A 12,232-nucleotide genomic window follows, 5' to 3' on the forward strand; every position below is an offset into this window, starting at 1 on the left:
GCGCGTAGTCGCTAGTTCGCGGGCGACTCGGGCAAGTAAGGAGCGCCCTCGGGTGGCGTGCATTCTCCGAACAAGCCGATGCTCCGCTGACAGCCCACGTCGATCCGTTCGTACATGCCGTAGACCTCGAGGACGACGTAGCTGCCGGCCGTCAGGGACTCGTCGACCGTCAGCTGCACCCGGGTCGCGTCGCCGTCGCCGGGCACCGGGAGCTCGCACGCCTCCTGCCCGTCGGCCGCCGCACTCGTGGGGGGCTGCTTCCAGGACACGAAGATGGTCTGGTCCGACCGCTGCGGATCGAAGCCGATCTCGCCGACGCCGAGGATCAGTTCGTCGCAACTGTCGGTCGGTTCGAGGAGTTCACCGCGCAACAGCGTCGCGGCCTGCTCCACCGTGGCGTGCTGCGGCGGCAGCGAATAGATCTCGTAAGCCGCCGGCAAGCAATCCTGATAGTACGAGACGACGCCTGACTCACCGTCCCCGTCGCTGATGCGAGGCGTCAGATGGCACCTCACCTCAGACCAGGCGCGAACCGGCGGGCCCAGCGGCGCGAGGTTCTCGCTGACCAGCGCTGCTGTGTCGAGGACCGCAGCCCGGTCTTGATCGACGAGGTCGATCAACTCGCCTGCTTCCTGCTCCCCACCGGCCTCGGGCTTCCAGATCGGCACGAACACCACGGTCACCAGAATGCCGATGACGACCAGTGACCACAGCACCACACCGAGCAACGGGCGCGTGTTCGGCCCGGAGGGTCCGGACGAGTCGTCCGGCGACGTCACCAGCCGCGCTCAGCCAGACGGTGCGGCTCGGGGACGTCCTCGACGTTGAGACCGACCATGGCCTCACCCAGACCGCGCGACACCTTCGCCAAGGTGTCGGGATCGTTGTAGAACGTGGTCGCCTTGACGATGGCCTCGGCCCGGCGCGCCGGGTCGCCGGACTTGAAGATACCGGACCCGACGAACACGCCTTCGGCGCCGAGCTGCATCATCATGGCGGCGTCGGCCGGGGTCGCAATGCCGCCGGCGGTGAACAGCACGACCGGCAGTCTGCCGTCCTCGGCAACCTGCCGCACCAAGTCGTACGGCGCCTGGAGCTCCTTGGCCGCGACATACAGCTCGTCCTTCGGCAGCGAGCTCAGCCGGGTGATCTCGTCGCGCAACTGCCGCATGTGGGTGGTGGCGTTCGACACGTCGCCGGTGCCGGCCTCGCCCTTGGAGCGGATCATCGCCGCGCCCTCGGTGATACGCCGCAGCGCTTCGCCGAGGTTGGTCGCGCCGCACACGAAGGGCACGGTGAACTGCCACTTGTCGATGTGGTGGGTGTAGTCGGCCGGGGTGAGCACCTCGGACTCGTCGATGTAGTCGACTCCGAGGCTCTGCAGGACCTGGGCCTCGACGAAGTGGCCGATGCGGGCCTTGGCCATGACCGGGATGGACACCGCGTCGATGATGCCGTCGATGAGGTCGGGATCGCTCATCCGGGCTACGCCGCCCTGCGCGCGGATGTCAGCCGGGACCCGCTCCAGAGCCATGACCGCGACCGCGCCGGCGTCCTCGGCGATACGCGCCTGCTCCGGCGTGACCACGTCCATGATGACGCCGCCCTTGAGCATCTCGGCCATGCCCTGTTTGACCCTGGGCGTACCTGTGGCCGTGGTGACGGCGGAATCGGCCTGGGGCGTCTGCGGCTGTTCGGACACGGCTGATCAAAACCTCGCGAGTCGGTGGAGTGGGTCGGCTCCTCCATGATACGTCGGCGCATCACGAGGACTTGTGTCGCATCACGAGGCGTGTACGGGTGGTGCAGCAGGGATTCGCCAAGTGAACATGATCATTCAAGGTCAGTTGCGGGCGGCGTCGAGGCCGTGGGGCACGCGGTCGTCTAGCTCGACGGTTTCGGGCATCGGTGCGTAGCCGGCCAGTCGAAGCCATCTGACCAGCACCTTCCGCCGCAGCCGCACAGCGCCCAGCACGAGCTCGTTGTGGAAGCGCCGCGCGTGCGCGGCCCGCCGGCACGCCATGGCCAGCTCGTCCAGGGCGGCGGCGGCCGACGGGTCCGAGCGTAGTTCCGCCACGTCGTCCGGGTCGTCGAAAACCGCCGTCAGCACCGCCGTGAGGTCGCTTTCGGCCTGGTCGCGCTCGCTTCCGGAGGCGGTGCGGGCCCGCGAGGCGGCATCGGCCAGGATGACCGAGGTCGCGGGATCGAGCAGGCCCGACGACGCCACGTCCAGCACACAGCCGGAACGGCGCAGGAACTCCGCCTCCAGTACCGCTCGGGACTTGTCGATACGCGCATGGCGCCGGTCCAGCCGGCCGGCCGTCCAGGACAGATACACACCCAGGGCCACCAGGACGGCGATGACGATGAACAACCACTCCATGACCAGCCCTCACCGCCTGGGAAGTCGGAACGTGCGACCGCCGGCACCGACCGCGATGGCCATCTCGTAGACAGCGAGCACTTCGTCGGTCACGTTCGACCAGTCGTAGCGCCGCACCCCCACCGAGGCGGCTTGGCGATACCGCTCGCGCAGCTCCGGATCGCCCAGCATCTCGATCGCCCGCCTCGCCAGTGCGTCGGCGTCGCCGACGGGAACCAGCGCGCCGAGCCGGCCGTCGTCGAGCACCGCCCGGAACGCCTCGAGGTCGCTGGCGAGGACCGGAGCGCCGGCGGCCATGGCCTCGGCCAGGACGATGCCGAAGGATTCACCGCCGATGTGCGGCGCGACGTAGATGTCGCTGCTGGCGAGCATGGCCGCCTTGTCCTCGTCGCTGACCCCGCCCAGGAACTCCACGGTGTCACGGTGCTCCGGAGCGATGCCCTGCTGGATCTGCTCGATGTCACCACGTCCGGCGACCAGCAGCCGCGCCTGCGGGAAGGCGTCATGAATCGTCGGCCACGCTTCGAGCAGCACCTGCAAACCTTTGCGCTGCTCGTCCAGGCGGCCGAGAAACGACAAGGTGCCATCCGCTGAGCGCCACTGCGGGCGCGGCGGTACGGCGAAGCGGTCGACGTACAGGCCGTTGGGGATCAAGACCGCGTCACCGCCGATGTGGTGCACCAGCGTCCGGCGAGCCTCCTCGGACACCGCGATGTGCGCGGTGAGCTTCTCGAACGCCGATTGCAGGATGCCCTGTGCGGCGCTCATCGCCCGGGACCGCCGCTGCGCGGAGTGCGACGTGGCCACCACCGGCACGTCGGCCCACCAGGTGGCCAGCATGCCGAGACTCATCGACGCCGGCTCGTGCACGTGGACGACGTCGAAGTCGCCGTCGACGAGCCAGCGCCGGACCCGCGCCGCCACCCGCGGGCCGAAGCTGACCCGGGCCACGGAGCCGTTGTACGGAATCGCGACCGGCCGGCCCACCGTGGTGACGTACGGCGGCAGGTCGTCGTCGTCATCGCCGGGGGCGATCACCGATACCGAGTAGCCGCGGCGCAGGAGTTCTTCGGCGAAGTCCCGGATGTGGATCTGTACGCCACCTGGAATGTCCCACGCGTAGGGACACGCGATCCCGATCTTCACGACGACACCGGCTCGGCCCGGCGCGGATCGTCGGGCTCCAGATCGGCCAGGAACAGCCGCTGAGTCATGTGCCAATCAGCGGGATGGGCGCGAATACCGACTTCGAAGGCGTCGGCGATCCGCTGGGTCATGATCGCCACGCGGTTGCCGCGGTCGGGCGGCACCTCGACCGGCTCGTGGAACGTCACGACCAAGCCGTGGTCGGGCTCGCGCCCCTCGTACGACAGCGTCACCGGGACCAGCGGAGCTCCGGTGCGCAGCGCCAGCATGGCGCTACCCGCGGGCATCCGCGTCGCCTCGCCGAACAGCGTCACCGGCACCCCGCGGCGCGACAGGTCACGTTCGGCCGGCAGACAGACCAGGCCACCACGCTGCAGATGCTCGGTCAGCCGCGGCATGACATCGGCGCTGCCGAAAGGCAGCACGGTCATGCCGAGGGCCTCGCGGTAGCTGACGAACCGCTCGAACAGCCGCTCTGGACGCAGCCGCTCGGCCACTGTCGCCAACGGAGCGCCGGTCAGGCACGCCCAGGCTCCGGCCCAGTCCCAATTGCCCATGTGTGGCAGCGGCACGACCACCCCGCGGCCCTCGGCCAGCGGCTCACGCAGCCGCTCCTCGTTGACCGTGCGCACGCCACCGAGGATGCGCTCGTGGCTCCATTCCGACATCCGGAAAGCGTCACACCAGTACCGCATGTACGAGCGCGCACCTTCGCGGGTGATCTCGCGCAACTCCCCGGGCTCCCAGTCACGGACCCGCGCCAAGTTCATCTCCAGGCGGCGAACCGAGGGGCTGCGCCGCAGCCAGGACAGGTCGGCTATCTGCCGGAATGTGGCATAAGCTGCGCGTTCGGGCATGTTCTGGACGGCGGACCAGCCGGAGCTGTACAGCCAGAGCTGGCGTTGCTCGCTGAACGCGCTCACTCCTGGGTCACCTGCCGACGCACCTCGCGCACCCGCTGGTAGACGGTCCACGCGCTGGCGACCGCGAGTACCCAGGCTACGACCTCCAGCACGACCACGGGCAGGCCGAACAGCCCGACCAGCCCGGTGACGACCAGGATCGCCAGCAGCCGGTCAGCACGCTCGGCGATGCCACCGCTCGCGGTGTAGCCCAGACCCTCCGCGCGCGCCCGGGCATACGACACCACCGCGCCCAGAGCCAGGCAGACCATGAGGACCGCTGTCAGGCGCAGGTTGTCACCCGGCCCGGCGAACCACATCGCCAGCGCACCGAAGATGGCGGCGTCGGCGACGCGGTCGAGGACGGAGTCGAGGAAGGCGCCCCAGTTGCTCTGCCGTCCCGACAAGCGCGCCATGATGCCATCGACGTTGTCGGCGAAGACGAACGCCGTGATCACCAACGTGCCCCACAGGAACTCACCCCGGGGGTAGAACCCCACAGCTCCGCCGACCACCCCCAGGGTGCCGACGACGGTGACCGCGTCGGGACCGACGCCCAGGCGTAACAGGCCGCGCGCCGTGGGCGTCAGGAAACGTGTCCAATACACGCGGGTGTACTTGTCGAGCATCGCCGTCCGTTCGATGTCATGGATATTGTCCCCCGCCCGAACCGACGGGTCAGCCTTCCAGCGCCGCCATGCTACTGATGTCCGGCCGCGAGGCCTTGCGCATCCTATGGTTCGGGCAGCAGAGTGGCCATCACGGGACGGACCAGGGCGGCGCAACGGTGCGCACGGGCCACCGCCGGCGTTGCCGGAAACTGGAGGCTGGCGCCATGGCTACACGCAATCCGACAGGGGGCCCGGCACAGTCCGGAGCACCAGCAGCCGACGAGCTCGACATCCGCAACGTCGCGCTCGTCGGCCCCACCGGGTCCGGTAAGACCACGCTCGTCGAGGCGCTCCTGGTGGCCTCCGGGACCATCCACCGAGCCGGCAGCGTCACCGACGGTTCCACCATCAGCGACCACGACGAGGCCGAGCAGCGCCAACAGCGTTCGATCAACCTGGCGTTGGCGCCGATCGTGCACGACCAAGTCAAGATCAACCTGATCGACAGTCCGGGATACGCCGACTTCGTCGGCGATCTGCGTGCGGGTCTGCGGGCCGCGGATTGTGCGCTGTTCGCCGTGTCGGCGGCCGAACCCCTCGACGGCGCCACCCAGATGCTGTGGGCCGAGTGCGAGGCGGTGGGTATGCCGCGCGCGGTCGTGCTCACCAAACTCGACCACCCGCGTGCGGACTACGCCGGCACGCTCGCCGCCATCCGCTCGCTCCTGGGCGACAAGGTGTTGCCGCTGTATCTGCCCATGGCCCAAGCCCCTGAGGGTGGGCCAACCGCGCTGGCGGGGATGCTCAGCGGGCGCGTGTTCGACTACGCCACCGGCTCGCGGGTCGAGCGCGATCCAGCACCCGACGAGGCCGCCCGGTTGCAGGAAGCGCGCGGTGAGCTGATCGAGGGGGTCATCGAGGAGTCCGAGGACGAAACCCTCATGGACCGCTACCTGGCCGGCGACGACATCGACCCCAAGGTCCTCATCGACGACCTCGAGCGGGCCGTCGCGCGCGGCTCGTTCCACCCGGTGATCCCGATCTGCTCCGGCACCGGTCCGGGTACGCACGAACTGCTGGAGGTCATGGCCGGCGCCTTCCCGTCGCCGGCCGAGCACCCGATCCCCGAGGTCACCACCCTCGACGGCCACGAGCGTCGCGGCCTGAGCTGTGACCCCGCCGGCCCGCTGCTGGCCGAGGTCGTCAAGACCACCTCCGACCCGTACGTGGGCCGGGTCAGCCTGGTGCGCGTGTTCTCCAGCACGCTGCGCCCGGACGCCACCGTGCACGTGTCCGGGCACTTCCTCGCCGACCGCGGTCACCAGGAGCATGACGAGGACGAACGCATCGGGGCCCTGTCGTGCCCGCTGGGCAAGGCACAGCGCGTGGTGAGCTCTGCTCGCGCCGGTGACATCGTCGCCATCGCGAAACTGTCGCGGGCCGAGACCGGCGACACCCTGTCCGATCCGTCCGAACCGCTGCTGATGCGGCCGTGGTCCATGCCCGAACCACTGTTGCCGATGGCGATCGTGCCCAGAGCCAAGGCCGACGAAGACAAGCTCTCCCAGGGCCTGAGCCGGATCGTGGCCGAAGATCCCACCCTGCGCGTGGAGAACAACCCCGAAACCCATCAGCTCGTCCTGTGGACGATGGGAGAGGCTCACGGTGACGTCGTGCTCGACCGCCTCAGTTCGCGGTACGGCGTCCACGTCGACCAGGTCGACCTGCGGACTCCACTGCGCGAGACGCTGGCCGGCAGGGCCACCGGCCGCGGCCGCCATGTCAAGCAGACCGGAGGGCACGGGCAGTACGCCGTGTGCGAGATCGAGGTCGAGCCGCTACCTGAAGGAGCAGGCTTCGAGTTCGTGGACAAGGTGGTCGGCGGAGCCGTACCGCGACAGTTCATCCCGTCGGTCGAGAAGGGCGTACGAGCGCAGATGGAGCGCGGCACGACGCCGGGGGCGTACTCGATGGTCGACATCAAGGTGACGCTGTACGACGGCAAGGCGCACAGCGTGGACTCGTCGGACATGGCGTTCCAGACCGCCGGCGCCCTCGCCCTCAAAGACGCCGCCGCCAAGGCCGGGGTGAACCTGCTCGAGCCCGTCGACGAGATGGCGGTGATGGTGCCCGACGACTACGTGGGAACGATCATGGGTGACCTGGCCGGGCGCCGCGGCCGCGTGGTCGGCACCGAGTCCGTGGGCGGCGGGCGCACGGTGATCCGCGCCGAGGTACCCCAGACCGAGATCGTGCGCTACGCCATCGACCTGCGGGCGATGAGCCATGGCGCCGGCACGTTCACACGCTCGTTCGCCCGCTACGAGCCGATGCCACGCAACCTGGCCGACAAGATCGTGGCCGCGGCGAGCTGATCAGCTCGGCCAGTGCTCGACCAGCACGTCGCGGGTCTCGGCGAGCAACTGCGGCATCACCTTGGTGTCGGCGAGCACGGTCATGAAGTTCGCATCGCCGCTCCAGCGTGGCACCACGTGCTGGTGAAGATGCTGCGACAGCGACCCGCCGGCCACACCGCCGAGGTTGAGCCCGACGTTGAAGCCGTGCGGCCTGGACGCCGCCCGCACGGCTCGCACGGCGTCCTGCGTCATCGCCATGAGCTCGGTGGCTTCGTCGTCGGTGAGCGTCTCGAAGTCTCCGGTGTGGCGGTAGGTGACGACCATCAGATGGCCGGGGTTGTACGGATGCAGGTTCAGCACCGCGTACACCGTGTCACCGCGCGCCAGGACGAGGCTCTCGTCGGCAGGCATGTCCGGGATCTGGCAGAACGGGCACGTGCTGCCATCGCGGCCGTTACCGGGCTCGCCGGTGATGTAGGCCATCCGGTACGGCGTCCACAGCCGCTGCAGCCGGTCGGACACGGCGTCACACCTGGATGCGGCGCTGGACGGCGTCGACGATCTCGGCCACGGCGTCGCCCACCGCCACACCGTTGTTCTGGCTGCCGTCGCGATACCGGAACGACACCGCGTCCTTCGCGACGTCGTCGTCGCCGGCGATCAGCATGTACGGCACCTTCTGCTTCTGGGCGGTCCTGATCTTCTTCTGCATCCGGTCGTCAGACGCGTCGACCTCGACCCGGATTCCATGCTCACGCAGCTTCGCCGCCACCTGGTTCAGGTGCGGCACGTGCTCGTCGGCGATCGGGATACCGACGACCTGCACCGGCGCGAGCCACGGGGGGAACGCACCGGCGTAGTGCTCGAGCAGAATGCCGAAGAAGCGCTCGATCGAGCCGAACAGGGCGCGATGGATCATGTACGGCCGCTGGCGGCTGCCGTCGGCGGCGGTGTACTGCGCGTCCAGCCGGGTCGGCGTCTGCAGATCGACCTGGAGCGTGGACAATTGCCAACTACGCCCGATCGCGTCGGTGACGTGAACGTCGATCTTCGGCGCGTAGAACGCGCCGTCGCCTTCGTTGACGACGTACTGGACGCCGGCCTTCTTCAGCGCTGCCTCGAGCGCAGCCTCGGCCTGGTTCCAGTCGGCGATCTCGCCGACGAACTTCTCCGGGCGAGTCGACAACTCGGCCCGGAACTCCGACATGCCGAAGTCGCGCAGCAACCCGAGCACGAAGTCGAGCAGGCTCGCCAGCTCGTCCTGCAACTGGTCGGGGGTGCAGTAGATGTGCGCATCGTCCTGGGTGAAGCCGCGCGACCTGGCCAACCCGTGCACCACGCCGGAGCGCTCGTAGCGATACACCATGCCGAACTCGAACAGCCGCAGCGGAAGCTCACGGTAGGAACGCCCACGCGAGTTGAAGATCATGGTGTGCATCGGGCAGTTCATCGGCTTCAGGTAGTAGTCCTGGCCGGGCTTGCGCACGTTGCCCTCGGCGTCGAACTCGGCGTCGACGTGCACCGGCGGGTACAGGTCGTCCTTGTAGAACTGCAGGTGACCGGACTTCTCGAACAGCGTGCCCTTGGTGATGTGCGGGGTGTTGACGAACGAGTAGCCCGCCGCCTCGTGCCGGCGGCGGGAGTAGTCCTCCATCACCCGCCGGATGGTGCCGCCCTTCGGGTGCCACACGGCCAAGCCGGACCCGATCTCTTCGGGGAAGCTGAACAGGTCGAGCTCGGCGCCGAGCTTGCGGTGATCGCGCTTCTCGGCCTCGGCCAGGAAGTCCAGGTACGCCTTCAGCGCCTCCTTGCTCTCCCACGCGGTGCCGTAGATCCGTTGCAGCTGCGGATTCTGCTCGCTGCCCCGCCAGTACGCTGCGGCCACCCGCATCAGCTTGAAGGCCGGGATGTGGCGAGTGGTGGGCAGGTGTGGTCCCCGGCACAGGTCTTTCCAGGCCAGCTCTCCCCCGCGCCGGACGTTGTCGTAGATGGTGAGCTCACCGGCGCCGACCTCGGCCGAGGCGCCCTCAGCGGCGTCGGCGGCGCCGCCCTTGAGACCGATCAGCTCCAGCTTGTACGGCTCGTCGGCCAACTCGGCTCGCGCGTCGTCGTCAGAGACCGTCCGCCGTACGAAGGACTGTCGTTCCTTGATGATCTGCTGCATCTTCTTCTCGATGCGCTTGAGATCGTCGGGGTCGAAAGGTTCGGCGACGTCGAAGTCGTAGTAGAACCCGTTCTCGACCGGCGGCCCGATGCCCAGCTTCGCCTCGGGGTACAGCTCCTGAACGGCTTGGGCCATGACGTGGGCGGTCGAGTGCCGCAAGATGGCTCGGCCGTCGTCGGAGTCGATCCGGACCGGCTGCACCTCGTCGCCGTCGGACAGGGGTTTGTCCAGATCGACCAGGTCGTCGCCGATACGGGCGGCGATGACCTCGTCCGCCTCGGCGAACAGGTCACCGGCCGTCGTGCCCGCAGCCACCTGTCGCTCGTTCCCGGCGACGACGATGCGGATCTGTTCGGACACGACGGACTCCTCGAGTGATGAATGGATGGTGGTGCGGACCCGGCTGATGCTACCCGCGCGGCCGATCCGTTCGCACCGCAGTTCGGCCCCCGGCACGACCCGGACCGGTCGCGCCAGGCGGTCAGATTCGCGCGGCGATGGCCGCGGCCAGCCGGTGCGGCGCGCCCGGCCCGTGCTGGAGGAACAGGCTCGGCTCGGTCAGTTCGACCTCGAGGACGATCGGCGTCCCGTCCGCGGCCGGGATCAGGTCGACGCGGGCATAGAGCAGGTTCTCGTGGTCCTCTGGCACGGCGCGCAGCGTTTGCGCCGCAACGTCGTGCTCAGCAGCGCTCGGCGTTCGCGGCTCGATGCGTTCCGGGCGGAACAACCCCTCGGTTCCGCGGTCGGGACCGTCCAGGATGGCGGCCTTGCCGATCGCATGGCTGAACTCCCCGCCGAGGAACAGCATGGCTGTCTCACCAGCGGTGTCGACGCCGCTCAGGTACGGCTGGAGCATGATCGTGGAACCGCGGCGCAGCAGTCGTTCGACGTGAGCGTGCCCGAGCCGTCGGTGCTCGGCGTCGTCGAAGCGATACCGTCCGGTGTCCAGCGAGCCGGCGCTGACCGCCGGCTTGATGACGTACTCGCCGTCGTCGGGGAGGTCCACCCGGTCGCCCGGCTCGAACCACTGAGTGGGCACGACCGGCACGCCTGCTGACGCCAGCGCCCGCAGATACGTCTTGTCGGTGTTCCACTCCACCAGCTTCGCCGGGTTGAGCAGTTGCGGGACCGAGTGGGCCCAGGCCAGGAACTGATCTCGCCGACGGGCGTAGTCCCACGGCGAGCGCAGGACCACCAGATCGAAGCCGGCCCAGTCCGCGCCCGGGTCGTCCCACACCGCCGGTACGGCTTCGATGCCGCGCTCGCGCAGCGGCTCGATGAGCAGGCGGTCGTCGTCATCGAGATCGGCCAGATCGGCACAAGTGACCAGCGCCACGCGCGGCATGGACTCCTCCTCGGCGACGACGTTCATCCCGGCCAAGGCTAGCCCGGCGCAGGCTGTCCCGGCCGCAGAGCAGCGGCGGACGTGGATCGCACCGCACTCGTGGATCGAGTGACGAATTCAGCCAACAATTCCGGCTGACCGAGGCTTGATACTGGCCGCCCGACTTGTGGTCAACCTCTGGCGGAACCCGACCCCGATCGTCTACTTTGTCAAGCCAGCGAGCAAAGTTCGTCGCCGTGTCGTGAATGTGACAGCCGTCCGCCACGAAAGGGTGCCAGAACGTGAGCGTCCAGCCGGGCTCGTCCAACGCTGCCCCCGCAGGGCGCAGCGGGCCCGGTCACGGTAGCGCACGCATCGTTCGCGGCTTCTTCGTCGCACACGTCTGTCTGGCGTTGTCCGCAGCCGGCCATGCCGCCGCCGGAGGGCCGGTACACCTGACCGGGCAGACCGTGGTCGGCTGGCTTGCGCTGAGTGTCGTGTGTGTAGCTGCTGCCCAGCGCCGGCGCAGCTTCGCCGGAATCGGCACGGTCGTCATGCTGTCGCAGGTCGCACTGCACGTGATGATGACGCTTCCGTCCAGCCACATGGACCACGGCATGCACGGCGACGCCCCTGCACTGATGCCGAGCCCGATGATGCTCGGCGGGCACGTCGTGGCGACCGCAGTGGCCACTGCGCTGCTGGCCCATGGCGAGCAACTGATCTGGGCGCTGTGGAGCTGGGCCGGTCTGCCCCGCGTGCCTAGCACGCGGCTGGTTCCGGCCGATGCCCAGCTCGCCGTGGTCCCCACCGCCGACCGGGCCCCCGCAGACGGGCGCATTCCTGCTGGTGGAGCAACTCGACGGGGACCGCCTGCGGTATGAGCCCGCGCCGTTGATCGCCGACGGCGACGGGCTTTCGCGCGCCCATCCCGCCGAACGTGCCGGCCCGACTCAGCGGCTGGCTGCAAGGAGCCCCCTCATGAAATCTCCCCTGCCCACCATCACCCGCCTGGCCGGCGCCACCTGCGGTGCCGCTGCGCTCGTCTGTGCCTCCGCAGCGCTGGCCGGCGCCCACGTCACGGTCAGCCCCAGCGAAGGCAGCGCCGGCTCGTACGCGGTGCTGACCTTCTCCATCCCGCACGGCTGCGACGGCTCGCCCACCACGCAGGTCGCCATCCAGATCCCCGAGCAGATTCTCAGCGTCACCCCGACGGTCAACCCGAACTGGACCGCCGAGGCCGTCATGGTGGAGCTGGACAGCCCGGTCACCGACAGCCACGGCACACAGCTCACCGAACGCGTCGGCCAGGTCGTCTACACCGCGTCCACTCCCCTGCCCGACC

At 69.0% G+C, this 12,232-nt stretch carries 12 protein-coding genes; 3 read left to right on the forward strand and 9 right to left on the reverse strand.

Translation table 11 applies throughout. The features are described from left to right. Window positions 1–11: 11 nt before the first annotated feature. The 6 genes from M6444_RS20205 to pgsA all read right to left on the reverse strand — a co-directional run bounded on the left by M6444_RS20205 (window position 12) and on the right by pgsA (window position 5,060). Window positions 12–779, reverse strand: a complete 768-nt coding sequence (locus tag M6444_RS20205) for a hypothetical protein (RefSeq protein WP_298331537.1) — start codon at window positions 777–779, stop codon at window positions 12–14. Further along, window positions 776–1,702: a pyridoxal 5'-phosphate synthase lyase subunit PdxS gene (pdxS, locus tag M6444_RS20210; protein WP_298331539.1), complete on the reverse strand. Its 927-nt coding sequence runs from the start codon at window positions 1,700–1,702 to the stop codon at window positions 776–778. The genes M6444_RS20205 and pdxS overlap by 4 nt, the downstream gene beginning before the upstream one ends. Before the next feature lie 141 nt (window positions 1,703–1,843). Next, window positions 1,844–2,383: a hypothetical protein gene (locus tag M6444_RS20215; RefSeq protein WP_298331541.1), complete on the reverse strand. Its 540-nt coding sequence runs from the start codon at window positions 2,381–2,383 to the stop codon at window positions 1,844–1,846. 9 nt (window positions 2,384–2,392) lie between these two features. Continuing rightward, complete coding sequence (locus M6444_RS20220; RefSeq protein WP_298331543.1) at window positions 2,393–3,529, reverse strand: glycosyltransferase family 4 protein; 1,137 nt, start codon at window positions 3,527–3,529, stop codon at window positions 2,393–2,395. After that, entirely contained in the window at window positions 3,526–4,452 is a 927-nt protein-coding gene (locus M6444_RS20225; protein ID WP_298331545.1) for a phosphatidylinositol mannoside acyltransferase, read from the reverse strand. The genes M6444_RS20220 and M6444_RS20225 overlap by 4 nt, the downstream gene beginning before the upstream one ends. Then, window positions 4,449–5,060 carry a phosphatidylinositol phosphate synthase gene (gene pgsA, locus M6444_RS20230; RefSeq protein WP_298331547.1) on the reverse strand — a complete coding sequence of 204 codons (612 nt, stop codon included), beginning with the start codon at window positions 5,058–5,060 and terminating at the stop codon, window positions 4,449–4,451. The genes M6444_RS20225 and pgsA overlap by 4 nt, the downstream gene beginning before the upstream one ends. Before the next feature lie 206 nt (window positions 5,061–5,266). Here pgsA and M6444_RS20235 point away from each other — a divergent pair, with 206 nt between their 5' ends. Further along, window positions 5,267–7,417, forward strand: coding sequence for an elongation factor G-like protein EF-G2 (locus M6444_RS20235; protein ID WP_298331549.1), 2,151 nt, complete (start codon window positions 5,267–5,269; stop codon window positions 7,415–7,417). On the opposite strand, the gene M6444_RS20240 is transcribed toward M6444_RS20235, so the two are convergent. From M6444_RS20240 to M6444_RS20250, 3 genes are all read right to left on the reverse strand, one after another. Further along, window positions 7,418–7,882, reverse strand: a complete 465-nt coding sequence (locus M6444_RS20240) for an HIT domain-containing protein (RefSeq protein ID WP_363326442.1) — start codon at window positions 7,880–7,882, stop codon at window positions 7,418–7,420. Between the two features lie 43 nt (window positions 7,883–7,925). Then, complete coding sequence (thrS, locus tag M6444_RS20245; protein ID WP_298331553.1) at window positions 7,926–9,923, reverse strand: threonine--tRNA ligase; 1,998 nt, start codon at window positions 9,921–9,923, stop codon at window positions 7,926–7,928. A 121-nt stretch (window positions 9,924–10,044) separates the two neighbouring features. Then, window positions 10,045–10,935 (reverse strand): hypothetical protein, encoded by an 891-nt coding sequence (locus tag M6444_RS20250; RefSeq protein ID WP_298331556.1) that lies wholly within the window; start codon window positions 10,933–10,935, stop codon window positions 10,045–10,047. 254 nt (window positions 10,936–11,189) lie between these two features. On the opposite strand from M6444_RS20250, the gene M6444_RS20255 reads away from it, so the two are divergent. Continuing rightward, window positions 11,190–11,771: a hypothetical protein gene (locus tag M6444_RS20255; protein ID WP_298331558.1), complete on the forward strand. Its 582-nt coding sequence runs from the start codon at window positions 11,190–11,192 to the stop codon at window positions 11,769–11,771. 97 nt (window positions 11,772–11,868) lie between these two features. Further along, window positions 11,869–12,232, forward strand: a 364-nt coding sequence (locus M6444_RS20260; protein ID WP_298331560.1) for a YcnI family protein, incomplete at its 3' end; no start/stop codon positions are given.

Source organism: Haloactinopolyspora sp., assembly GCF_027324685.1.
In the GTDB taxonomy this organism is placed as follows: Bacteria; Actinomycetota; Actinomycetes; order Jiangellales; family Jiangellaceae; genus Haloactinopolyspora.